Genomic DNA, 23,201 nt, shown 5'->3' with positions numbered 1-23,201 from the left:
ATTTAATAGTTGAGAAGTTAAAAATGCTGCTGCAGTCTGGCGGCCATTTGCTGCTGTATTTTTTTGGCTGCTTGCTCAGCTGATTTAGAGAAATTTTTACCTTCACCGGCATAGAGAATGCCACGAGAAGAGTTGACGATCAGCCCGACCTGCTTGTTCATGCCATACTTACATACCAGATCGAGACTGCCTCCCTGTGCGCCTACACCAGGGATGAGAAGAAAATGATCGGGAATAACCGTCCTGATGGATAAAAGGGATTCCGGTCTGGTAGCCCCTACTACATACATCAGGTTGTTAGGATTTCCCCATTCCGAGCTTTTTTTGATGACCGTTTCGTATAGTTTCTCACTGGTATTTTCAATCATCAGCTCCTGAAAATCAAATGAGCCTTTATTGGAAGTAGCAGCAAGCAGGATCACCCATTTTCTCGAGTATTCGAAAAAAGGAGTGACTGAATCCTCGCCCATATATGGGGCTACTGTCACAGCATCAAAATCCATTATTTCAAAAAAGGAACGTGCATACATGGCTGATGTATTCCCAATATCTCCTCGCTTAGCATCGGCTATGCGAAACACATCCTTTGGCATATACTCCATGGTCTTTTCCAAAGCCTCCCAGCCTTTGCTCCCATGTGCTTCATAAAAGGCGAGGTTTGGTTTATAGGCCAGGGCATAATCATAGGTAGCATCTATTATCTGCTTGTTAAACTCAAAAATCGGGTCTTCTTCTTTAAGGAGGTGTTTGGGGATCTTTTGGATATCAGTATCTAAACCAACGCAAAGGAATGTCTCTTTTTCCTTTATTTTATCAAATAATTGTTGACGGGTCATTGCTAAAAAATCGTTTAAGCAATTTAATGATAAATTGAAAAGGGCAAAATAAAAAAGCCCTTGACAGGTTCTGATCAAGGGCTTTATATAGATTTTCAATGGTTACCTGAAATCAATCACTTCTACATCCGGGTACTCACTGGGATCAAAAGTGAAGTATGAATCACTGATGTCCGGCTTTTTTTGAAAGTCTTTGATTGTATAAACATACTGGTTGCCTGACCGCTCAAACACGGTAAATTTTTCCAGGTCATCGCTTTTATTGATAACCATCCGTATTTTGTAGTAGCTCTTATCCTTATCTTCAGGATCCAGCTCAATGATTCGGTCACCGGCTCTGTTTACAGACATCAGGGCGTATTTGAAACCGTCTTTATACAGGTCCCAGATATTACCCAGGCTGATTTCCTGATCTTCCGGTACATAAGTATCTACCGTAACCTCGTTGACTTCAGGGTTGAAGCTATATACGTCTTCACCATTATTGTAGATCTCCTGGCCAGATATTTTCAACACATACATGTCGCCTTTTACAGTGATCTCTCCATTTATCTTTTCATTTATATCTGCATCCTTATTGATCAGCTCCTGAGCAAAATTAGCTGTGAAGGCATTGATGCTTTGATATTTGGAGCTCATTGCATTTAGCACCTCCAATGCATCAGGGTCATATTGAGCCTGAACACCGAATGCCAAACAAGCTCCTAAGATTGAATAGATTATTTTTTTCATTTCTCTAAGATTTACAAGTCACGGAATAAACCAAGTGTTTTACAAAAGGTCTATTCGCCTTTTATTTTAAGTTTTTAATGTTTCTGAGCGATCTCATTCAATAACTGTTCCAAAGCATATTCGTCCTTGATTAAAACTTCTCTGGCTTTACTTCCTTCAAAGGCCCCAACGATACCTGCGGCTTCTAATTGATCAATTAAACGGCCTGCACGGTTATATCCGAGCTTCATCTTTCTCTGTATGAGTGAGGTGCTCCCCTGCTGATGGATTACAATGAGTCGCGCCGCATCATCAAACAGGGCATCGCGCTCGGCCAGGTCCACTACCCCCACTTCGCTTCCTTCATCATCACCCACATATTCCGGCAGGAGGTAAGCATCATCATAGCCTCGCTGGTCACCCACAAACTCGCAGATCCGGTCTACCTCCGGCGTATCCACAAAAGCACACTGGAGGCGGATCAGGTCTGACCCCATGGAGAGCAGCATGTCTCCCATACCAATGAGCTGGTCAGCTCCACCGGTATCCAAAATGGTGCGGCTATCGATTTTAGAAGTTACCCTAAATGAAAGTCTGGCCGGGAAGTTGGCTTTGATGATCCCTGTGATTACATTAACGGACGGCCGCTGAGTCGCTACGATCAGGTGGATACCAATAGCCCGGGCCAACTGTGCTAAACGAGCAATAGGTGTTTCGATTTCTTTGCCTGCAGTCATCATCAGGTCTGCCAGCTCATCGATGATCAGCACGATATAAGGCAGGTACCGATGACCTTTTTTAGGATTGAGGCGTCGGGCTACAAATTTCTTGTTGTACTCTTTCAGGTTACGGCAACCGGCATCCTTCAGCAGGTCATAACGCCGGTCCATTTCTATGCACAGTGAGTTGAGGGTATTTACCACCTTGCTTGTTTCTGTGATGATTGCTTCTTCGCTATCCGGAAGCTTAGCGAGGAAGTGACGCTCAAGCTTGTTGAAAAGCGTTAGCTCCACCTTTTTCGGGTCCACCATCACAAACTTAAGTTGAGAAGGATGTTTCTTGTAGATCAACGAGGTGATGATCATGTTTAGCCCTACTGATTTACCCTGTCCGGTAGCTCCCGCCATCAGCAAGTGTGGCATTTTGGCCAGATCGGTAACAAAAACCTCGTTGGAAATGGTTTTTCCTAAAACGATAGGGAGGTCCTTGTCGCTCTTCATGAATTTTTCGGTGGTGATAACCGATTTCACATCCACCATTTCCCTGTTTTTGTTTGGAACCTCAATACCTATGGTACCACGACCGGGGATAGGAGCGATGATCCGAATGCCAAGCGCTGCAAGACTTAGTGCAATGTCATCCTCCAGGTTTTTGATCTTTGAGATCTTGACCCCAGCCTCAGGCACAATTTCGTAAAGGGTGACGGTGGGGCCGATGGTAGCTTTAATGCTCGAAATGCCGATCTTAAAGTTGATCAGCGTCTCTATAATCTTATCCTTGTTTTGCTCCAGTTCATCTTTTGATACCTGTACATCCCTCTGGGGATAGTCTATGAGCAATTCAGGCGTAGGGTATTGATACCTTGGCAGATCCAGGGTGGGGTCATAATTTTCAGTATGGTCAGCCCGCACCTCTTCATGTTTGGGAATCTCCACTTCCAGATCCAGATCTTCTTCACTTTCGGAGCTGGCTTTTGGTGCCGGCTCTTCTATATCCAGTTCAATCTCATCTTTGGGCTGAGCTTTCCTGGGTTCAGGTTTTTCCTCTAGCGTCCAGGATTCTACGTTTGTTTCATCCTCCTCTTCAGTTTTTGGCTCCTGATGTGGATTGTCTTCCAGTTCCAGCTCAGGGTTTGCAGAATCTTCTTTTTCAACTTCCTCCTTTACCTGCTTTAATATAAAATCCAGCGAGTTGTCGGATTTCTTACCATTGTTATCACCAGGGATCTCCGTATCCACGGGTTGACCTGCCAGGCTGCCACTCAGTCTATCACGGATCCCGTGGATCATGTCGTCAATTACTGCCAGCTGAGTAATATTGAAGAAGTACATGTTGAAGACAAGGAAGAGAAATACCAGAAATAGTAAAGCTCCCCAGCCCATCAGGCTCTCAAGAATGATGGCCATCTCAAACCCTACACCACCGCTGAGAAAACCCCATTCGCTGATTTCATCGGAGCTTATCATAAAATATCCAATGAAAATAGAAATCCAGAGCAGGTAGAAAATGGTGAATGAAAAACTTTTTGTGATGGATGCTATGCGCGTCCTCCAGATAATTCTGTGACCTAATAAAAACACAAAAGGAGGGATCAATAGGGCCGCTATTCCAAACCACAGGAAGATAAAGTAATGTGCAGTGATGGCGCCAAATGCCCCAAACCAGTTTTGTACCTCCTGGCCGGAATCTTTGATATTGGTTTGAGCAAAAGCTTCTACTACACTCTGGTCTGCTTTACCGGTGTTCAGGTAGGAGACGAAAGAAACGGCCAGGAAGAGAGAGGCAAGCAATAAGAACATCCCGATGGCGATGTGGAGCTTTCGTTCATTGAAAAAGTCAAACTTGAATTTGAAAGACTTTGCCGTAGATCTCTTTTGCTTTTTATAAGTGTTCTGTGCCATAAATTTATCTAACTCACAAAAGTAATGGAGTTTTGCCCCTTCTTCAAGCAGTATTTAGTATTGTCTTATTGATTTCTTTGACCAATGCAGGGCCTCGGTATACCAGTCCGGTGTATACCTGCACCAGGTTAGCTCCGGCGTTGAGTTTCTCCAGGGCATCATTTCCGCTCATGATACCTCCCACTGCAATGATAGGTATATCACGATTTTGATTGCGTAGATATTGTATGATTTCTGTAGATCTTTTCAGCAATGGAGTACCGCTTAGCCCTCCATTCCCAAAGGAGTCTAATGCAGCGCTATCTGCTTTCAATCCACTCCTTTCTATAGTTGTGTTAGTAGCTATGAGGCCATCCAGCCCGGTACTTTTTGCAATATCCAGAATGTCATCCAGCTGGCTGTTACTAAGGTCCGGAGCGATCTTTAGTAAGATAGGTCTGGTCCGGGGTTTTGCATTGTTAGCTTTCTGAAGGGCAGTGATGAGCTGCTTTAAGGGTTCTTTTTCCTGCAGCGCTCTTAGTCCCGGTGTATTTGGTGAGCTTACATTGATGACAAAATAATCCACCAGATCGTAGAGACCTTCGAAGGCCTTGAGGTAGTCACTTGTAGCTTCATCATTGGGGGTCACCTTGTTTTTGCCGATGTTCCCACCAATGATCACTCCGGCGGGTTTATGCTGAAGGTTTTTCCGGGCTGCTTCAATTCCATGATTATTAAACCCCATTCGGTTGATGAGTGCTTTATCTTTTTTCAGGCGAAACAGTCTGGGTTTATCATTTCCGGGCTGCGGAAGGGGAGTTACCGTACCAATCTCAATGAAACCGAAACCCATCGCCGCAAATTCATGAATAAACTCAGCGTTCTTATCAAAACCTGCCGCCAGTCCTACCGGATTTTTGAAGGTAAGTCCGAAAAGATGTTGTTCGAGCTTTGGGTGCTGTATCCGGAATGCGGATTGAAATATGGATTTTATGAAAGGGATCCTAAAAATGAGCCTTAGGGCTTTGGTAGTGAAGTGGTGAGCAGACTCAGCAGGCAACAGGAATAAAAAGGACTTGATTAAAGAATACATCGGCGAATGTTGGATTCAAATACTGTCAGCAAAAATAACTGAAAGTATGAGTCTGTCGGCGTTTACCTATCAACTTCTAGGGTGGAACTCAGTAATTATCTGCTTTAAGTAGTCCCTGTCCAGATGCGTATAGATCTCCGTTGTGGTAATGGATTCGTGACCGAGCATTTCCTGTACGGCCCTCAAATCTGCACCACCCTCAATCAGATGTGTCGCAAAAGAGTGCCTGAATGTATGCGGGCTGATTTTTTTTTGAATTCCAGCCATTTTTGCCAGGTCTTTTATGATCATGAAAACCATGACCCTGGAAATTTTGCTGCCCCGCCTGTTTAGAAATAAATAATCCTCCTGGCCTTTTTTGATATCCAGGTGTACACGTACCTCATTTTTATAGATTTTCATGTGCTTTCTGGCTTCCCGTCCCACAGGCACTAACCGCTCTTTACTGCCTTTTCCCACAATGCGAAGAAAACCTTCCTCAAAATAAATGTTGCTGATCCTGAGCTCAATTAATTCTGAAACACGTAGCCCGGAGCTATACAGAGTTTCCAGCATAGCACGGTTGCGTGTGCCCTCCGGACGAGACATGTCTATCGCAGACAGGATCTTTTCTATCTCATGGTACTCAAGTGTGTCGGGCAGTTTGCGTCCCAGTTTTGGACTTTCCAATAGCTCTGAAGGGTCTTTTTCTATCAGCTGCTCGTACAGCAGGTACTTGTAAAACGACTTTATTCCTGAAAGCATGCGGGACTGCGTGTATGGAGACATGCCGAGTTCATTGATAAACTCAATGAAGTCTATAAGCTCTTTCTGAGAGACTTTAAGAGGGGAGAGGGTGAGGTTTTTGATTTCGAAAAACTCCTTTAATTTAGCGATATCTCGCAAATAAGCTTCTATGGAATTGTCAGCAAGGGACCTTTCCAGCTTGAGGTAGCTTCGATACTGTTTGATATAAATTTCCCAACTCACGACGGGCTAATTTACGTGCTGCCTGATCAACATAGAATGAGTTTAGCTAATTTATTCAGTAAAATGTGAGCGTACTTGCTAATCTTTTTAAGTACATGTTGTTTGTTTGCAACAGTAATACCAATTAAGTCAGAGCATTATGAAGCTAATCATTATCAACGGACCTAACCTGAACCTCCTGGGGACCAGGGAGGTGGATGTCTATGGCAATCAGCGATTTGAGGATTACTTTGATGGGTTGAAGAAATTGTTTTCCGGTCATTCACTTGAATACTTCCAGTCGAATCATGAGGGAGCTCTGGTCGATAAGCTTCATGAGGTGGGTTTTGACTATGATGGCATAGTGGTAAACCTGGCCGGGTATACGCATACCTCTGTGGCTCTGGCTGATGCCATTGCCGCTATCAAATCGCCGGTAGTAGAGGTCCATATTTCAAATATTCATGCCAGGGAAACTTTCAGACATCATACTTACACCGGAGCAAAGGCCAGGGGAATTATCTCAGGGCTTGGAATGAAAGGTTACGAGCTGGCGCTGAGATACCTCACTGGAGAGTAATAAAGATTTTTGAGAATGTGCCGGTGAAAATTTAAGACATAGACTGATAATCGATTAACTTTAAATGAAACACGCCAATTTCTATCCCGGCCCATCAAGGGTATATTCCAACATCACCGAATATATCTATGAAGCATATATGGATGGAATAATGTCCATCAATCACCGGAGTGAGGAGTTTATGAAACTGATGGAGGAAACCAAAGGTGCATTACGAGAAAAATTGCTTATTCCTTCAGATTATGAAATTGTTTTTACCTCCTCAGCCACTGAATGTTGGGAGATCATTGCTCAATCACTGATCCGGAATAAAAGCCAGCATTTCTTCAATGGAGCTTTTGGTGAAAAATGGGCAGATTATACCAGCAAGCTTAAGGAGAACGAGCGAACTCAGTTTGGAATCAATGAGGTACTACCAACAGGTGAGGTGAAGAAAGCAGATGTATATTGTGTAACTCAAAATGAGACGTCTAATGCGACGCAGGTAGGGATGAGTTATCTCAAAATGCTGCGAGAGGAGGTAGATGGGTTGATAGCTGTGGATGCCACTTCTTCTTTTGGGGGTATTATGCTGGATTATCAGCTGGCGGATGTGTGGTATGGGTCGGTGCAAAAGTGCCTGGGGTTACCCGCTGGTATGGGATTTATGATCTTGTCTCCACTGGCTGTGAATGTGGCTGAGAAAATTGGGGAAAATAAACATTATAACAGCCTGCTCAGGATACTGGAAAATGCCAGAAAAAATCAAACCTCCTATACACCGAATGTTCTGAATATCTATCTTCTCAACAGAACCCAGCAAGCATCGAGGGGAATTAAATACAGCGATGAAAAGCTGACAGCCAGGTATCAGGAATATGAAAGGCTTTTCGGTAATCTGGAGGGGATTGATTTTCTCATAGAGAATCAGAAAGTACGATCCACCACTGTACTGGCGCTTAAAGCCAATTCACCGGAAAAGATCAAAGCGAAGGCCAGAGATCGGGGTATTATCCTGGGTAATGGCTATGGCCCCTGGAAGAGTTCCTCGTTCCGGATTGCCAACTTTCCGGCGATTAAAACGAAAGAAGTTGAAAAGCTTATAGATTTCTTTCTGAAGTATTATTAACGACGCTGTATTACTACAGACTCATTGATCCAGCAATCCACCGTTATTTTCTGCCCTTCCTCATAGCTTTCGTTGAAGATTTCTTCAATAGACGGAAACTGTGCTTTCGAAGCTTCCATTTGCTCGGCGTTTCCGGCTTTTTGATACATTTCATAAGCAGCAATAAAAACGGCTCTGTCTTTTACCCTACTCTCTCCACCTTTACACTCTTCATAGCTGGTGAAATACAGGTTCCCAATCAGGTTAAAGGCTTCGCTGGCGCCGGGTTTTACACTTAGAGCCTCGTAAGCAAAAGACCGGGCTTTGCTCTTGAGCCCTTTTTTAGCGTATGTGCTGGCTTGCCCCATATACGCATCAAATTTCATGTCAGTATCCTGGGTCATCTCCTGTGCCCTGTTGTAGTATTCCAGTGCTTTATCATAATTTTCAGCGGCGTACGATTTGTCACCTAAAGCTTTGGCTAGTTGAAAGGAAGGCTCGGATTTAAAAAGCGTTTCGCCGGCGTTGGTAAAGTATGACTCATCCGTGCATTTGGCTTTGAGTGAATAGGAGAATATTTTTTTGGCGATGTTTAGGTTTTCAGGGTCGGCATTAAATTTTGGAACAAGGTTTTGCTTAATAAAATCGCAGCTCAGGATATCGCCAATTGCACTGAGGAATGCATCTATTTTGTCCTGCTCTTTCTGAAGCTTCTCAGCGTTTCCACCTCCGGATATTTTTGCATCAATGACTGATGTGATGGTTTGATGAATATCGAGCACATCCTCAGCGGATAGTTCTTCCGGATTTGATTTGTAATAGTAGTTAGCAAGGGTCATGTATGGGGTGAGGTTAAAATCTGATATATACTTTGCATCTAATGCAAAAAGGTCCTGGTACAGCTTTCTTAAAAGAGGATATTTAGACGGATCTTTATAGTATCTTTTAAAAGCTGTGTACGCTTTTCTGTCAATCGCAGCTTCATCATTGTCAAAATATTTTACTCTCATATCAAATGTCCACAGCAGCGAATCCTCCAGTTTTTTTTCTCTGGTAGCTGAGATTTTACCGTCGAGGATCTTATCTATCACTTTGGCTCCATCGATATAGATCGATTCATTCAGGTTTGGCACTTCAGTGTACAGGTAGTTCAGCGTGTTGAAAGCTCCGTTGTAATTATCCAGCTCTATCTGCACCTTGTAGTATGCTTGTTTTTCTTTTGCCATTTTCTCTGCTTCAGGATCTTCTGGCCAGTTCCACCCAGGCTGGGATACGGCTGTGAAGCAAATAACTAGACAGGAAATAAAGAGAAAATATTTGGTCATCTTATTCAAGATTATTTTTCTGCAAATTGACTAAAAAACATTTACGGTAGCTATAAACCAAGTTAGTTTTGCGCTAAAATTTATGAGCGGATGTTCAATTTTAAAGAAATAATTTCAGTTACGCTGATTCTTTTTTCAGTTATTGATATACTGGGTAGCGTTCCGATTATAATTGACTTACGGAAAAAGGCCGGGCATGTTCAGTCAGAAAAGGCTACGGTAGTTTCCGGTGTTATCATGATTGCTTTCCTTTTTCTGGGGGAAAGTATTTTGAAACTTTTCGGAATTGATATCGGGTCTTTTGCTATAGCAGGTGCCCTGATCATGTTTTTCATTGGTCTGGAGATGGTGCTGGGCATTCACTTTTTTAAAACCGATTCTGAGGATTTATCCTCTTCATCGATAGTGCCGTTGGCATTTCCCCTAATAGCCGGTGCGGGGACCATCACCACACTGATCTCTTTAAAATCACTGTATCAAACCCCTAATATTCTCGTAGGTGTGGTGGTTAATCTTCTTTTTGTGTATATCGTCTTAAAGACCAGCAATTGGCTGGAGCGGAAGATCGGGAATGCCGGATTTAATATCCTCAGAAAAGTATTTGGTATTATCTTGCTGTCTATCGCAATCAAGATCTTTAAAACTTACTTACTGGCTTAATGATCAAAATATACACGGATGGAGCAGCAAAAGGAAATCCCGGTCCGGGTGGGTATGGAGCAATACTGGACTACCGGGGAAAGCGAAAAGAATTATCAGAAGGCTTTCGGCGGACCACAAACAACCGAATGGAACTGCTGGCTGTGATCAAAGCGCTTGAGCTGATCAAAAAGCCGGGATGGGAAGTGCTGGTATACTCAGACTCCAAATATGTAGTGGATGCGGTGGAAAAAGGCTGGGTGAAAAACTGGGTAGCCAAGGGCTTTAAAGGAAAAAAGAATGCAGACCTCTGGGAGCGCTTTTTGAAGGTGTACTATAAGCACCGGGTTCGGTTTGAGTGGGTGAAGGGCCATGCAGGACACCCGGAAAACGAACGGTGCGACCAGCTGGCTGTACAGGCTGCAGAAGGCGATCGCTTAAAGGTTGATAAAGTTTTTGAGGAGGGGAATGGGTAGACTATTCATAGGGTGTCCACATGCGAATGATTTTCACTGTTTTTTCTCCCTCCAAAACTTGATAAACCAGGCGATGCTGAATATTTCACTTACCCTTCGGTCGCCAAAGGCTTGCCGCAGGCAAGCCCTCAGCAAAAGGAGATGTCAGCGCGATGCGTGCCCTTTAGCTTTAGGCAATGCTATTGAGCTAAGGTCGCTCCAGTACCGATACTCCGGTGGGAGTCTTTGTTCACCACATAATTTTCACATCATATTTTCCAATGTGTTCATCTTTGCTCATAATTGTCAATTCCTCAGTTATAGCCTGGGCGACGATTAACCTATCGAATGGATCTCGATGGATAAATTTTAAATTCGATAATGTAATCACATGTCCAAATGAAATGGGAAGTGTCTCAAATCCATTTTCTTCTATCAATTCGAGAAAATTTTTAAACCCTTTTTTAAACCTGAATTTGTCTAAACTAATTTTTATAGCGATTTCCCAAATCGACGCAATGCTGACCATTTTTAGATTATCAGGATCTTCGATGGCCTCTTTTGTATTACTTGAAAGTTTGTCATCACCGTTAAGAAACCAAATAAGGGCATGAGTATCTAAAAGGCAATTCATTGCATATAATCATTAAAGTCGTCCAGTAGATCGTCAAAATCCGGCGACATGTATATCTGTCCTTTCGCACATCCAAATTTCGGCTTCTTTTTTCCCATCTCTTTTTTTCTTTTTGTCATTAAGAAATCAATAAAGTCATTTACCTCTGACTTTAAGTCATTTGGTAATACACTTATTTTGGAATATAAATGTGCATGCTCCATTTGCGTCACTCTTTTTTACTTTTCGGTCTGATAACAATTGAATCCACAGTGTAAATATACGGAAGCTCAGAGTTTTTTGATTACTGTACCTTGCAAGGGTTATGCCTAACAACTACTTCCAATTCAAGCAGTTCCGGATTGAGCAGGAGGGTGTGGGGATGAAAGTCACTACAGAGGGGTGCATTCTTGGAGGGTGGGTAGATCCACGTTTACAGCCGAAACGGATTTTGGATATTGGGGCTGGTACGGGTTTGTTGGCCCTGATGATGGCTCAGAAATTTCCTGAAGCGTATATCGATGCTGTAGAGTTCGATGGTCATGCCGGTAAAATGGCTGCAAACAACTTTGAGAATAGCCCCTGGACTGATCGGCTGTGTTTGCATGAAGCAAAGATCCAGGAATTCTACCCTGGAAAACACTATGACCTGATCGTCTGTAACCCACCATTTTACAATCGTTCTTTAAAGACCGAAAAATCACACATCAATAAGGCTCGCCATGATAGCAGCTTAAGTCAGGGAGAGCTGGTTGAAGCAATCGCCCGGCTTCTTTCCGATGATGGGGTAGCGTACATTTTATATCCACCAAAAGAGGCGGATCGACTGACCGCATTATTAGAAAAAGGAGAGCTAAAAGTGAATCATCAGTTGAGTATTTATAACCGTAAGTTCGATATTCCTCAAAAGCTCTTCAGAAAGATTATCAGGTGTTCTTTTCAAAGCGGCGAAGCTCAGGAAGAGCAATTTATTATCCGTGATCCTGCGGGAGGCTATACTGAGCAGTTCAGGGAGTTGTTAACAAATTACTACCTGCACCTTTAGTTTACTGGATGGAGAATTGTTTGCTAGTGTCATGACTCTTAAATAAGGATACTAATTCATGCCATCACTAAGTTGGTGAAATCCTTGTTTTCTAAGTAAGAAGCTGAGTGATGGCATGAATAATTAGTTTGCTTTCTAGTAATCGCGATACCGGGCAAGCCTGAAGTCAATTTGAACGAATCCCAACCTCATCCGGACGACCAGCGAGTTCATCCGGCCGCGCCTGAACCTTATCCGGCCGACCCTGAACCTCATCCGGACGCGCCGGGAGTTCATTCGGGCCACGGGCGAGTTCATTCTGGCGACCGGCAACCTTATCCGGCCTCACCTGAAGTTCATTTGGACAACCGTCGAGTTCGTCCGGCCGATCGGTGAGGGCATTCTGACGAGCCGCTGGATCATTCTGGCAAGCGTGAAGTTTATCCGGCCAACCGGTGAGTATATCCAGTGAGGCAGTTGTTTATTTGTACTACTTACACCGTTACTGGATGAAGAATTGTCTGCATACTTGTTGCTCTAGGCAAGGTCCGTCTTGTTTCAGGCATATCTCATAAACTACACCTGGTTCCATCATAGACTTTTGGAATACATATTTATGATCATCTCCCGATCCCGGGAATCGAACTTCATCTTCAACAACTTTCACATCGTTTACTTTCACACTCCATATATATGTGATCAGTTCTTTTCCCTCAAAGTCTGCAGTAAATTCAAACCAGGTTGATTCTTCTTCAGTGATAAGATCAAGCGGCAAACACCCAAAAGCTACAGGCTCACAATACTCCGTACCGCCAGGGCAGAAATCTGTAGTCGTTTTAATACATACAGTATATACACCAGGAGTTTCTATAAGTACATTCTTTAAGGAATCATCCGATCCGGGTAGCTCCTCTTCAAAGAATTCTCCATTGATATACCATTTATAGGATTCCAATAGATCCCTGCCTTCGAAAAAAGCTCCAAAATCATAAAGATTTGGATTTTGTTCATTTTGAAAAGGCTCAAAATGTAACACCGGACACCGCTCTGCTACAGTAATCGTCTCACAATAAAGCTCCCCAACGACACAGTCTTCAGAATAGCCTTTCAGACAAACTTCGTATGATCCGGGCAAAAGCATCGTGTCCAGAATGGAGCCGTGGGTAGGATCTCCACTTTGCACTTTGGTGCCGTTAATGTACCAGTCAAAGGTGGTAGTGATGTCAGAAAGGCTGGCGGTAAAATGATATTGAAAGTCTTCTACAGGTAAATATTCAAAACCAACCTCCGGACATCCGCCGCATCCGTTCAGCTCCTGGTAGAGGTCGTAATAGTTGTTAATCGTTACTTTTTGTCCTTCCGAAAAAACCTCCAGCTCTATCGGGAATTTGAATGTCGGCTGGTAATCCGGACCTTCCTCGTCATAGAGGATGAAGTAATCATCTTTATTTTCTATCAAAACTTCCTCACCGGCGCGATTGATCATCTTGATAGGATAAATCAGGTTAAAGCACTGCTTGTGTACCTCATCAAAAGCATTTCGTAAGGTAGGGATGAAGCATAAACCAAGTGCATTCAGCAGGTCCTCTTCGTTTTCGATGGAAAGGAGCCGGTCTTTGCTGGTCATTAGAAAAGGAAACGAGATACTGTTTACATGAAAGCCTGAGCTCTGGCTTCTAACCGCTTCCAGCAGCCCGGTTTCGTTTTCTACGGTAATGGTGATTCCGTTATTAAAACCCAGGTCGATAGGATAAACAAACCTGAGGCATGCATTTTCAGGTCTTAGAAACTGAGTTTCCAGTGCATTAGAAAGCGAAACAATAGCAATACTCTCTGTAACCACAATATCTTCCCCATCGTCATCAGGAAAATCAAGACCGCCATCATCCAGGCAGGCTTGAAATGCCAAAAGAGTAAATAGGGCTAAGAAAAGTATTGTGTTACGGATCATTCGTTCACGCTTAAGCTTAATTTTAGTTATAGTTGATCATAGTTTCAAATCAAACCCCGGTTAAAGTAAAAAGAAGCCACCCGCGGGGGCGGGCAGCTTCGGGCAGTGAAGCGGATTTACATCAGTTAATCGAGTAAGTATTACAGGTGATCGTCTCATCACAGCCGTCCTGCTTCAGACAAACTTCATACTCTACACCTGGCTCCATGCCATCCAGGATAAACTCATGATCGTCATGAGTACTTCCGGCAAGTCTCACCTCTTCTTCCTGGAAGTCATCATTGATAAACACCTTCCAGATATAAGTTACATGGTCTTTGTGCTCAAAGTCAGCCGTGAATTTGTATCCACCTTCTATTTCGTCAGCAGTGTAAGAGAGGTCTACACAGTCCGTAATGACCGCTTCTACGGTAACAGAGTGGCAATACTCCGCCGCTGCACAATTATCGGTTCCTACGGTTATCAGGCACATAGAATAGGTGCCAGGCTCAAGCACCTGGATGTATTTATGGTCTGTATCAGTACCTTCAGAATTTTCAACATCCACTTCTTCACCATCTAAGAACCACTTATATTGTGTGCTTTCCTGTCCTTCAAATTCTGCGTAGAATTTGTACTCATTCTCACCCAGATTTTTATACTCAAAGTGAGGCTCAGGACAGCCTGTGTGTTCTCCTTCTATAGTAATAGTCTTGCAATACTCCCTGGCTTCACAATGATCGTTGGCCACTGTTTCTATACAGATGGTATAGGTACCAGGATCAAATTGCCAGTACAAGTTGTGATTGGTATCGTGACCTTCGAAATTTTCCTTATCCACAAATTCGCCATTGATATACCACTTGTACTGCGTGGTGTCTTTTCCATCAAATGTGGCAGTAAACATGTAGGCAAAATCGCCATCTGCTTCTTTGGTAAACTCAGGAGTAGGGCAGTCATCTGACCATTCCTCTACTACAAATTCTTTACAGAATACAAGTTCGCCACACCGGTCAGTATTTGCGATGATACATACTTTGTGCTCACCAGGTTCGAACGTGTAGTCAAATTTGTGGTGACGATCTCCATCCATGGATTCGGATTCTACAGAATCACCGTCCACATACCATACATAGAAAAGCGTGTCTTTGCCATGGAAGTTTGCTTCAAAAAGATATTTGTAAGCTTCATCCGCGATCTTTTCCTTTTCAAAACTTAGCTCAGGACAATCATTTTCATCACCATGACGTTTGACAACAACCTCCTGACAGAACTCAATACTACCGCCGCACTCGGCTGATTCGGCTTTGATACATACCGTATATGTGCCGGCCTGGAAACTAAAATCAAAGGTATTATTACGCTCTTCATCCAGATCTTCCGTCTCTACCAGGTCGTTATTTACATACCAACCGTAAACGAGGTCTTCGATTCCTTCAAAATCGGCTGTGATGGTGTATTCGGTAGAGTCACCATTCACGTTAACAGTAAACTGAGCATCAGGGCAGGCTTCAGGTAGGTCGGTCTCACAGGCGGCTAGCATCAGCAGCATTACCGAGAGTGTGACAATCAGGTTAAAAAGCTTAATAGATTTCATAATTTGTTAAAAGTTAAATTTGAGTTTGTTTTGGCGGGGAGGTTTATCCTCCGAGCGATGGTGAAACGCAAGCCGGACTCCGATACCCTACCCCCTCACTGAAAAGAATTTCCTGAAGATTTTTTCGAAAATTTGAGATGTAGCAAAAAACCAATACTTTTAGCCTACCGTCTTTGCTATGCCAAAAACCAGTAACTCCATATGTGACGAAAGTCTGTTTGAATCGTTCTTCAGGGAGCATTCCCGGCTATTGAGGAATTACCTGTTTTATAAGTTTGGAGATGCTGACGAGGCAGAAGATGTGACACAGGAGACTTTTGTGAAGCTCTGGAATAATTGTGCGAAGGTTCCCCTGGAAAAAGCTAAAAGCTATATCTATACGGTTGCTACTAATCTGAGTACAAGTATCAAGCGGCATGATAAGGTTAAGCTTAAATATGAGGCTCAATTCTCAAGTGATAATAAGGACCGAACGAATGAGTCCCCTGAGTTTGTGGCGATAGAGAAGGAATACCTGGAGCAGCTGACAGATGCTATTGCTTCTTTGCCGGAACGTCAACGTGAAGCTTATCTACTGAATAGAGTGGAGAAAAAGACCTATGGAGAGGTGGCAGAAGTAATGGGGGTTTCCGTAAAAGCAATTGAAAAGCTGATGCATAAGGCGCTTTTGAAGTTGAGGGAAAAGATTGGAGATATTTAGCTTCTGTAGCTGTTGGCTTTTAGCTGTTAGCCTTTAGCTTTTGGCTATTAGCTGGCTGCTTTGACAAAGAAATCAGATGAAGGATTTTAGACAAATGAAAATTTGGGAACGAGGAATGGGTATTTTAATTGAAGAATTACATGAAGAACAACACATGATCAATGGTTTCATTAAAACTTTGGTGAAGTAAATGATCACTCATTATTAACTAATGGGCTAAAAGCTTTAAAAAGCTAGAGGCCAAAAGCTAATAGCTAGCTTAGGGGTAGGGTGTGATCACCTTACAAGCGTTACCTTTATAACGACGCAAAAAAATGATTGAAAATAAAGACGATACTTTCCTGGCCAGATGGCTGAATGATGAACTGACCGAAGAGGAGCTCAAATCTTTTCAGGCAGATCCGGATTATCCTCGATATCAAAAGATTATCCAGGGTTCCGAAGCGATTCAGTCTGCGTCCTTTGATGAGGGTCGGCTCCTTCAGCGAGTGAAGGAAGCGCATGGGAAAAAATCGTCCGGGAAAACCATCACCCGATCACTCTGGACTTATGCTGTGGCCGCTGTGTTGGCCCTTCTTGTTGGCGTGTATGTGGTTTTGAACTGGGAGACCACCCGGGAAACCGGCTATGGTGATCAATTAGCTTTTAACCTGCCTGACGACTCAGAGGTGACTTTAAATGCTAATTCGTCCATTAGCTATAAAAAACACGGATGGGAAGATGATAGAATTCTGCAGCTGAAAGGAGAGGCTTTCTTTAAAGTCACCAAAGGAAGTACCTTTACTGTAAAGACAGAAACAGGTCAGGTAAAGGTGTTGGGCACTCAGTTTAATGTAAGAGTTTCAGACGGTCTCTTTGAAGTAACCTGCTATGAAGGAAGGGTGGAGGTTAGTAGTCCGGGGAAAGAGTCTGCGCAGTTAGTGCCAGGCAAAACATACAGAAATGTCAGGGATGAAGTGAACTTCTTTGAAGAGAAGGGTGTGACCGGACCCGGATGGATGGATGGGGAGAGTACGTTCAGAAGCATGCCGATCGGTTATGTGCTGATAGCTCTTGAGAACCAATACGACGTAGAAATAAAAAATAAACCGACAAATAACAACCTGCTATTTAGCGGAAGTTTTCCGCATGATGACCTTGAGGTCGCTTTAAGAATTGTGTTAGGATCTTTACAGATAGATTATACCATAAAAGGCGAAACAGTCATCCTTGAAAGCAGATCATGAAGTCAATAGGGTCGACCATTTTAGTGATACTGTGCATGTGTCGTGCGTTTGCGCAGGACGAGGCTAAAGAACGTCCTTTGGCTGATTTGCTTGATTCCCTCCAGAGTGTTTATGATGTAAAGTTTTCCTACGCGGATGAGGTGGTCAGTGATAAGTACCTTGATGTACATTTCGTAAGGGAGTCTTCACTCCCTGCCGTTTTAAAAGAGCTCGAGGGCATCACAAAGATTCGTTTCGAGCAGGTCAGTAATCAATACATTTTAGTACGGCCATTTATGGCTGAAGATCAGATAACCATTTGTGGGTATGTGATGGATGAGTCAGGAGATCCAGTGGCTGATCTGGTCGTACAGACCGAGAGCGAGGATCAGGGAGCCATTACAGATCGAAAGGGTTTTTTTGAACTCACCGTCCCTTACGGACAGGTCCTTGGTTTTCGGCATATCGGCTATGTGACGAAAAAGGAGGAGGCTGGAAATTATCTTTCTTCGGAGTGTGAAAAGGTCATTGTGAAATCTGCTTTTTCATTCCTGGAGGAGCTGACGATAGAGGATTACCTCACGGTGGGCATCACCAAGCAACGAAAGGATATGGAGATCCTGCCTGAGGACCTGAAAATTCTTCCGGGCCTCATTGAGCCTGATATTTTACAAAGCATACAGCAGGCTCCCGGCGTGAGTAGTCCGTATGAAACTGCGTCGGGTATTCACGTGAGAGGAGGGGCTCCGGATCAAAACCTGGTGCTATGGAATGGTATCAAAACCTATCATCAGGCACACTTCTTTGGAATGCTGTCAGCATTCAATCCCTACATTACTGATAAGGTAAAGTTTATCAAAAACGGCACCAGTCCCCGGTATGGCGGAAGGGTGTCCAGCGTGATAGATATCCAAAGCAGCGGAGAGGTGCCCAGCCGACTCACAGGAGGAGCAGGTTTTAACATGATCTATGGAGACGCATACATCAATGCACCGGTAGTCAAAGACAAGGTATCTGTTCTGGTTTCGGGGAGGAGATCGTTTACCGATTTATTAGAGACGTTTACTTATAAGCAGTTTTCTGACAGGGTTTTTCAAAACACCAAGATCACCAATGAAGTAACCACGAAGACCGAGTCTACCGAAAATGATTTTTACTTCAATGATTTTAATACGAGTGTTGTGTTCAAGCCTACAGAGAAAGATAATTTTCGGATCAATACCCTTTATAATAAAAATGACCTGGATTTTTCTTCGGTAGACGGGGACACTGGCCAGGAGTTTAACGATAAGCTGAGGACGGAAAACGAAGGTTATAATCTGCAATGGACTCATAAAAGTGACAGGCTTTCCTTTAGCACAGCTATCAACTATGCTAAATACCTTCTGCTGTATCGCTTTTCGAATACTTCCCAGGACACAACTGAAATTTCTTCCAAGAAAAACCTTATTCGTGATCTGGGGCTGAGGTCTGAGTTAACTTACCAGTTCAATGATAAGCACCAGCTACTGACAGGATATGAGTATTCGGATAACAATACCCGGTATGCTTTTGAGGACATGAGCCCCTTGTACCATCTTGTTTTGGATGAGGATAACCGCACAGTGAAAACACATAGCGGGTACACAGAGTACCAATTTGAAGGAGATCGTACTTATGTAGCTGCCGGCGCCAGGGTAAATCATTACAGTGGCCTGGACAAATGGTATGTGGAGCCACGGCTCTATTTCCAGCAAAAAATTGTCGATCCGCTTTATCTGAGTGTGTCAGGGGAATACCGAACGCAGGTGATCAGTCAGATCAAAGAGTCTGTAGTGAGTGACCTGTCGCTGGAAAATCAATTATGGAAGCTGGCTTCAAAAGATCGGTTTCCCATTATAGATAGTTATCAGCTCACCACCGGAGCCACATTTAGCTATAATGACTGGTATCTCGATGCAGAGGCATACTACAAGAAAATTGATGGGGTTACTTCTTTGACATTCGGTTTTTTAAACCCCCTGGATAATGAGTATCGTACCGGAAACAGCACAATCCGCGGGACGGATCTTTTTATTAAGAAGGAATTTGAACACTATAAAAGCTGGGTGGGCTACACCTATATCTATAGTGAAAACAAGTTTTTTGGCCTGAATAACGACGAGCCTTTCCCTGGGAACTGGAACATTGAGCATCAGGTGAAATGGTCTCACTTTTACAACATCAAAAACCTGCAGTTTTCCCTTGGCTGGACCTGGCACACAGGGAAGGCGTTTACACAAGTCACCGAAGTAGCCACGGAAGGCGGACCTGTGATTGTAGAATACGGTGGTATTAATGAAGAGAATCTGCCGGTCTATCACCGGTTGGATTTTTCAGCCGTATACGATTTTACCCTTGGTCAAAATAACCGGGTCAATTACCGGCTTGGCTTATCCGTGCTCAATATCTACAACCGCAAAAACCTGCTGAATCGTGAGTTCCGTACTACGCCTAGTCTGGAAAATGAACTGATCGATACCCGGATCTACTCTCTGGGGATTACTCCCAATCTTGTTTTCAGGGTGTTTTGGTGATCGGAAATGGCTAGTCTTTTGTCAGGTTATGTTGCATAATCATAGTGTAGGATGGGTTTGATACAAATATTCCCCCTTTTCTTCTCCCATGGGGATGCCTTTGGCAAAAGGGGGCGATGGGGGTTATGGAAAAATTCATCAAACCCATCCTCCATTACTGGCTTAATCTCAACTTGATAAAGTAGGATCAGGTAGATTGGAAATGTAACGCGGGCGACAATTCGGAGAGCGAGACCTTCTTCCCGAACAGCGCAGGTTGCTTCCCGTGGAACGCAGCTTATCACACGGAGAGCGCAGGTTTCTTCTACTGCACCGCAGGATACAACTCGGAGGCCTCAGGCATTAGCAACCAGACCTCAGCCTTCTCCTCATTCAGCGCAGTTATCTCCACGTATGCCTCGGCTTTCTACTCTTGCTCCTCCACCTTCTTCTACCGAAGCGCGGCTATTATTACGGAGACCTCAGCCTTCTTTCCCGGTAGCGCGACCTTTATCTCTGGACCCTTTCAAACAGCTCGGTAGAGACATGTGTTATATCATTTGTTACAGGGCTGTTATCCCCGATATCTTATTCATTCATACCGTTTCCATTCCTGTGTTCGATAAAATGGCCCCCAATAGCCACGGATCATCAGTGTATCTTTATCTTCAAGCCAGAACTTCGCCCAATATTTTATGCCGTTGGCAGGATCAAGTATATAGCCGTTGCTCCAGTCTTCACCTGTATCCTCGAATCCATACATAAATTTCATCCCCACTATGGGTTTATCCTTGAGATCGCCATCGCATTCCACACATATTGGGTAGTTACCTTCATAAGGGAGCAGGAATATTTTTTGAATACTTCCAACCAATTCATTTCCTTTCTCCTGCAATTTGACATGCGCTTTTACCTGGTTGTATCTGTCATCAATGGTTTCCCACAATCCGTTAATGCCGCTGCCTTGCAGTCTTCTCCAGGTTTGTGTCCGATAAAAGAGATCAAAAAGACCCCCGTAACCTCTTACTTTTATTTCATTGTCACTTTCAAACCAAATCTTGCTGTTATAGATATTTCCACTCTCAGGATCAAGAATTCTCCCTCCCGACCATTCGTTTCCGGATTTTTGAAAATTCCATAGGAATTGCAAGCCAATCACAGGTTGGTTGTTAAAATTCCCCGGACAATTGATGCAAATAGGGTTTTCACCTTGATTAGGTTGGAGGATCACACTGTCAATCTTACCCTCCCATGAGTTGGTTTGAGCGTTTTGGTAAATGTGTATCACTGACAAAGGCGCACCTGTCGCTTCGTTAAAAGTCACCCACTTTCCTGCAGGAGATTGGGCATTGGCTGAAACGGTGAAAAGAAGTAACAGAGTCAAGACTTTGAGATTCACCGGGCAGGACTTTTTTCGAGACGTTACCTCCTGAAATTTTTCTTCATATTGCTCGTCATTGGTTTTCATCAATTTGTCCCACCACAGGAAGTACAACCCATAGTTGCAGTTGAAGTAGCGATGATGCATGTTATGATGTGTAGTCGTGGTGTGCCAATTGACCAATTTGTTTCGTATAAATCCTTTTGGAAACAACTCAAACCCTAAATGTCCATGCACATTTCTGAGGATCATATAAGTCAGGAAAATGAACAATATGAGACCATGCACAGGCATGAATGCCAGCATTATTGGTAACACCAATGCTTGAACAATGGCTTCCAAAGGATGGAAGGAATAAGCTGCCCATGGAGATGGGTTCGTGCTCATGTGGTGCACCTTGTGAATATATTTGTAAACCTTTGGTAGATGCATCCACCGATGAGTCCAGTAGAAATAGGTATCATGAAATACGATCATGATGACCAGACTTAATAAAAAGTAGACCCCTCCATATTCCTGAATATCATGGTAAATATGGAAGTAGCCCTTTTGATTGGCCAGATGAACGCCTGTGCCAATGGTTGCAAAAATGAGTACGGTGCTTAGTGAATATCGAAACTCAAACCATAGTTTGGAGGTTTTAGGCCATTTGGACTGGATAAATCGGTGATTCAGAACCTTTTTTAGTAATATCCAAAAGAGCAAAAAGGCTGCACTTGCCGGGATGAAATAGCGAAAGAAATCAATAATAATAATCTTGCCGTAGGCCGATAAGAACTCGTTGAGAAGTGTGTCCATAAATTCGAGAATTTTTTTTGGCCAAACTAGTGATGGACATGTTGGGATTCTCTCTGGTGATGAACAATGCTGACCGATTTTGAAATCGGCTAGTATTAATTGGCTAAGTGCTTTCTTCTATAGTCGGTAGGCGTGAGCCCTGTCGCCTGTTTAAATGCACGATTGAATGGGCCTATTGAGTTGAAACCTATTTTGTAAGCAATTTCCAGTATGGTGAGATTGGATTTAGTTTTGTCCTTCAAAAGTTCGGTAGCTTCCCTGATCCGGTAAGAATTGATAAAGTCAATGAAATTGCGGTAACCCATTTCCTGGTTGATTACCCTTCTTGTTTTGTACTCCTGTTCGCCAACTGCTTCAGCCAGTTGGCCTATCGTCAATTTTTCTCTCCGGTAAAGTTCCTGTTCGAGCATAATCTGCTGGACCTTGTCGATCAAGTCAGGGTGCCTTACTTCCGTATTTTTCTTGCGGGCATCAAACAAGTGACTTTTAATGGAAACATTTAATCCAACAAAAAGTGTGTTGAATATCAAAATTGCGCTTCGCTGTACCAGTTTGGGTAATTCCTGCTCTTCTTTCGACAATCCCAACTCTGATAGGATGGTAATAAATACCACCAATCCTATGAAGTAGGTGAAGTACTTCCTCAAACGAATCCTTTGCTCGTCCAGGTCAGCACGTCTCCCCGATTGTGCTTCGATCATTGCCATCACAATGAAAAAGATCGAAAGTGCCCTTCCTGCAATTGACGAAATTTTATCCCATCCGGTAAGGTCTCCCAAGAAGTACAAAACATAGTAAACGAAAGCGGCAGCTAATACATAAATCAACACCCGTTTGTTAGATAATGGCTCGTCGTTAAAGAGCGTTCGTGCCATCATCCAAAAGGAGAATGGAAGTAGGAACGGGCCTACTACGAGTATCCACCTGAGCAATGGATGAGTTATGAAATCAATTATGAGATACAAGAAAACACATGTGATAAAGCCTAAAACAGCATACGCTCCCATCATCTTGTTTCTGTCCTTAACAACCAGGATGGCAGAAATGATCAAGCTATAGGCTGCTAGTGCATTAATCTGGGAATAGAGGGATTCAATCACTGATTTTTCTAAAGGTTTATTTGCCGTATACCTTTCTGAATTTAA

General features: G+C 43.3%; 21 protein-coding genes. 8 read left to right on the top strand and 13 right to left on the bottom strand.

Going from position 1 to position 23,201, the window contains the following annotated elements:
• Positions 1-17 precede the first annotated feature (17 nt).
• The 5 genes from pyrF to xerD all read right to left on the bottom strand — a co-directional run bounded on the left by pyrF (position 18) and on the right by xerD (position 6,209).
• A complete protein-coding gene (gene pyrF / locus AC3E9V_RS19885) occupies positions 18-836 on the bottom strand; it encodes an orotidine-5'-phosphate decarboxylase (protein WP_488749914.1) in 819 nt (272 codons plus the stop codon).
• A gap of 102 nt (positions 837-938) precedes the next feature.
• On the bottom strand, positions 939-1,568 hold the full coding sequence (gene lolA1, locus AC3E9V_RS19880; RefSeq protein ID WP_488749913.1) for an outer membrane lipoprotein periplasmic chaperone LolA1: 630 nt from the start codon (positions 1,566-1,568) through the stop codon (positions 939-941).
• Positions 1,569-1,642: 74 nt separating this feature from the next.
• The gene (locus AC3E9V_RS19875) at positions 1,643-4,168 is read right to left on the bottom strand and encodes an FtsK/SpoIIIE family DNA translocase (RefSeq protein ID WP_488749912.1); all 2,526 of its coding nucleotides are present in this window, start codon (positions 4,166-4,168) and stop codon (positions 1,643-1,645) included.
• Positions 4,169-4,211: 43 nt separating this feature from the next.
• Positions 4,212-5,240, bottom strand: a complete 1,029-nt coding sequence (locus AC3E9V_RS19870; RefSeq protein WP_488749911.1) for a quinone-dependent dihydroorotate dehydrogenase — start codon at positions 5,238-5,240, stop codon at positions 4,212-4,214.
• Between the two features lie 69 nt (positions 5,241-5,309).
• Positions 5,310-6,209: a site-specific tyrosine recombinase XerD gene (xerD, locus tag AC3E9V_RS19865; protein ID WP_488749910.1), complete on the bottom strand. Its 900-nt coding sequence runs from the start codon at positions 6,207-6,209 to the stop codon at positions 5,310-5,312.
• Between the two features lie 139 nt (positions 6,210-6,348).
• On the opposite strand from xerD, the gene aroQ reads away from it, so the two are divergent.
• Both aroQ and AC3E9V_RS19855 read left to right on the top strand, forming a co-directional pair.
• The gene (gene aroQ, locus AC3E9V_RS19860; RefSeq protein WP_488749909.1) at positions 6,349-6,768 is read left to right on the top strand and encodes a type II 3-dehydroquinate dehydratase; all 420 of its coding nucleotides are present in this window, start codon (positions 6,349-6,351) and stop codon (positions 6,766-6,768) included.
• Positions 6,769-6,832: 64 nt separating this feature from the next.
• Positions 6,833-7,876 (top strand): aminotransferase class V-fold PLP-dependent enzyme, encoded by a 1,044-nt coding sequence (locus AC3E9V_RS19855; RefSeq protein ID WP_488749908.1) that lies wholly within the window; start codon positions 6,833-6,835, stop codon positions 7,874-7,876.
• Here the strand turns inward: AC3E9V_RS19855 and AC3E9V_RS19850 are convergent.
• Positions 7,873-9,180 (bottom strand): tetratricopeptide repeat protein, encoded by a 1,308-nt coding sequence (locus AC3E9V_RS19850; RefSeq protein ID WP_488749907.1) that lies wholly within the window; start codon positions 9,178-9,180, stop codon positions 7,873-7,875. The two genes, AC3E9V_RS19855 and AC3E9V_RS19850, sit on opposite strands and share 4 nt — an antisense overlap.
• A 90-nt stretch (positions 9,181-9,270) precedes the next feature.
• Between AC3E9V_RS19850 and AC3E9V_RS19845 the strand changes: the two genes are divergently transcribed.
• Complete coding sequence (locus tag AC3E9V_RS19845) at positions 9,271-9,840, top strand: MarC family protein (protein WP_488749906.1); 570 nt, start codon at positions 9,271-9,273, stop codon at positions 9,838-9,840.
• The gene (gene rnhA, locus AC3E9V_RS19840; protein ID WP_488749905.1) at positions 9,840-10,295 is read left to right on the top strand and encodes a ribonuclease HI; all 456 of its coding nucleotides are present in this window, start codon (positions 9,840-9,842) and stop codon (positions 10,293-10,295) included. Before AC3E9V_RS19845 ends, rnhA begins: the two co-directional genes overlap by 1 nt.
• Positions 10,296-10,524: 229 nt before the next feature.
• Here the strand turns inward: rnhA and AC3E9V_RS19835 are convergent, their stop codons facing one another.
• Together AC3E9V_RS19835 and vapB are read right to left on the bottom strand one after the other, a co-directional pair.
• Positions 10,525-10,908: a type II toxin-antitoxin system VapC family toxin gene (locus AC3E9V_RS19835; protein ID WP_488749904.1), complete on the bottom strand. Its 384-nt coding sequence runs from the start codon at positions 10,906-10,908 to the stop codon at positions 10,525-10,527.
• On the bottom strand, positions 10,905-11,111 hold the full coding sequence (gene vapB / locus AC3E9V_RS19830; RefSeq protein ID WP_488749903.1) for a type II toxin-antitoxin system VapB family antitoxin: 207 nt from the start codon (positions 11,109-11,111) through the stop codon (positions 10,905-10,907). The genes AC3E9V_RS19835 and vapB overlap by 4 nt, the downstream gene beginning before the upstream one ends.
• A gap of 101 nt (positions 11,112-11,212) precedes the next feature.
• Between vapB and AC3E9V_RS19825 the strand changes: the two genes are divergently transcribed.
• Positions 11,213-11,932: a tRNA1(Val) (adenine(37)-N6)-methyltransferase gene (locus AC3E9V_RS19825; protein ID WP_488749902.1), complete on the top strand. Its 720-nt coding sequence runs from the start codon at positions 11,213-11,215 to the stop codon at positions 11,930-11,932.
• Between the two features lie 166 nt (positions 11,933-12,098).
• Here AC3E9V_RS19825 and AC3E9V_RS19820 read toward each other — a convergent pair whose 3' ends face one another.
• The 3 genes from AC3E9V_RS19820 to AC3E9V_RS19810 form a co-directional block, all read right to left on the bottom strand.
• A complete protein-coding gene (locus tag AC3E9V_RS19820) occupies positions 12,099-12,260 on the bottom strand; it encodes a hypothetical protein (protein ID WP_488749901.1) in 162 nt (53 codons plus the stop codon).
• Between the two features lie 153 nt (positions 12,261-12,413).
• Complete coding sequence (locus AC3E9V_RS19815) at positions 12,414-13,862, bottom strand: hypothetical protein (protein ID WP_488749900.1); 1,449 nt, start codon at positions 13,860-13,862, stop codon at positions 12,414-12,416.
• A gap of 121 nt (positions 13,863-13,983) precedes the next feature.
• Positions 13,984-15,438 carry a hypothetical protein gene (locus tag AC3E9V_RS19810; protein WP_488749899.1) on the bottom strand — a complete coding sequence of 485 codons (1,455 nt, stop codon included), beginning with the start codon at positions 15,436-15,438 and terminating at the stop codon, positions 13,984-13,986.
• A gap of 178 nt (positions 15,439-15,616) precedes the next feature.
• Here AC3E9V_RS19810 and AC3E9V_RS19805 point away from each other — a divergent pair, with 178 nt between their 5' ends.
• From AC3E9V_RS19805 to AC3E9V_RS19795, 3 genes are all read left to right on the top strand, one after another.
• The gene (locus AC3E9V_RS19805) at positions 15,617-16,138 is read left to right on the top strand and encodes an RNA polymerase sigma factor (protein ID WP_488749898.1); all 522 of its coding nucleotides are present in this window, start codon (positions 15,617-15,619) and stop codon (positions 16,136-16,138) included.
• Between the two features lie 314 nt (positions 16,139-16,452).
• The gene (locus tag AC3E9V_RS19800) at positions 16,453-17,364 is read left to right on the top strand and encodes a FecR family protein (protein ID WP_488749897.1); all 912 of its coding nucleotides are present in this window, start codon (positions 16,453-16,455) and stop codon (positions 17,362-17,364) included.
• On the top strand, positions 17,361-19,898 hold the full coding sequence (locus AC3E9V_RS19795) for a TonB-dependent receptor domain-containing protein (protein ID WP_488749896.1): 2,538 nt from the start codon (positions 17,361-17,363) through the stop codon (positions 19,896-19,898). Before AC3E9V_RS19800 ends, AC3E9V_RS19795 begins: the two co-directional genes overlap by 4 nt.
• Before the next feature lie 571 nt (positions 19,899-20,469).
• Here AC3E9V_RS19795 and AC3E9V_RS19790 read toward each other — a convergent pair.
• Together AC3E9V_RS19790 and AC3E9V_RS19785 are read right to left on the bottom strand one after the other, a co-directional pair.
• Positions 20,470-22,056: a DUF2147 domain-containing protein gene (locus AC3E9V_RS19790; RefSeq protein ID WP_488749895.1), complete on the bottom strand. Its 1,587-nt coding sequence runs from the start codon at positions 22,054-22,056 to the stop codon at positions 20,470-20,472.
• Positions 22,057-22,151: 95 nt separating this feature from the next.
• Positions 22,152-23,156, bottom strand: a complete 1,005-nt coding sequence (locus AC3E9V_RS19785) for a helix-turn-helix domain-containing protein (RefSeq protein WP_488749894.1) — start codon at positions 23,154-23,156, stop codon at positions 22,152-22,154.
• Positions 23,157-23,201 lie beyond the last annotated feature (45 nt).

Source organism: Marinoscillum sp. HNIBRBA16962, assembly GCF_057801515.1.
This window is presented reverse-complemented; position numbering and strand designations above follow the sequence as displayed.

What these genes read in the sequence shown, in the direction of transcription:
- rnhA (WP_488749905.1), top strand. Translation starts at nt 9,840, where the DNA reads ATGATCAAAATATACACGGATGGAGCAGCAAAAGGAAATCCCGGTCCG.
- AC3E9V_RS19790 (WP_488749895.1), bottom strand. Translation starts at nt 22,056, where the DNA reads ATGGACACACTTCTCAACGAGTTCTTATCGGCCTACGGCAAGATTATT.
- vapB (WP_488749903.1), bottom strand. Translation starts at nt 11,111, where the DNA reads ATGGAGCATGCACATTTATATTCCAAAATAAGTGTATTACCAAATGAC.
- AC3E9V_RS19850 (WP_488749907.1), bottom strand. Translation starts at nt 9,180, where the DNA reads ATGACCAAATATTTTCTCTTTATTTCCTGTCTAGTTATTTGCTTCACA.
- AC3E9V_RS19855 (WP_488749908.1), top strand. Translation starts at nt 6,833, where the DNA reads ATGAAACACGCCAATTTCTATCCCGGCCCATCAAGGGTATATTCCAAC.
- AC3E9V_RS19845 (WP_488749906.1), top strand. Translation starts at nt 9,271, where the DNA reads ATGTTCAATTTTAAAGAAATAATTTCAGTTACGCTGATTCTTTTTTCA.
- AC3E9V_RS19870 (WP_488749911.1), bottom strand. Translation starts at nt 5,240, where the DNA reads ATGTATTCTTTAATCAAGTCCTTTTTATTCCTGTTGCCTGCTGAGTCT.
- AC3E9V_RS19800 (WP_488749897.1), top strand. Translation starts at nt 16,453, where the DNA reads ATGATTGAAAATAAAGACGATACTTTCCTGGCCAGATGGCTGAATGAT.
- AC3E9V_RS19835 (WP_488749904.1), bottom strand. Translation starts at nt 10,908, where the DNA reads ATGAATTGCCTTTTAGATACTCATGCCCTTATTTGGTTTCTTAACGGT.
- lolA1 (WP_488749913.1), bottom strand. Translation starts at nt 1,568, where the DNA reads ATGAAAAAAATAATCTATTCAATCTTAGGAGCTTGTTTGGCATTCGGT.
- AC3E9V_RS19810 (WP_488749899.1), bottom strand. Translation starts at nt 15,438, where the DNA reads ATGAAATCTATTAAGCTTTTTAACCTGATTGTCACACTCTCGGTAATG.
- AC3E9V_RS19795 (WP_488749896.1), top strand. Translation starts at nt 17,361, where the DNA reads ATGAAGTCAATAGGGTCGACCATTTTAGTGATACTGTGCATGTGTCGT.
- AC3E9V_RS19825 (WP_488749902.1), top strand. Translation starts at nt 11,213, where the DNA reads ATGCCTAACAACTACTTCCAATTCAAGCAGTTCCGGATTGAGCAGGAG.
- AC3E9V_RS19805 (WP_488749898.1), top strand. Translation starts at nt 15,617, where the DNA reads ATGCCAAAAACCAGTAACTCCATATGTGACGAAAGTCTGTTTGAATCG.
- AC3E9V_RS19815 (WP_488749900.1), bottom strand. Translation starts at nt 13,862, where the DNA reads ATGATCCGTAACACAATACTTTTCTTAGCCCTATTTACTCTTTTGGCA.
- pyrF (WP_488749914.1), bottom strand. Translation starts at nt 836, where the DNA reads ATGACCCGTCAACAATTATTTGATAAAATAAAGGAAAAAGAGACATTC.
- aroQ (WP_488749909.1), top strand. Translation starts at nt 6,349, where the DNA reads ATGAAGCTAATCATTATCAACGGACCTAACCTGAACCTCCTGGGGACC.
- AC3E9V_RS19875 (WP_488749912.1), bottom strand. Translation starts at nt 4,168, where the DNA reads ATGGCACAGAACACTTATAAAAAGCAAAAGAGATCTACGGCAAAGTCT.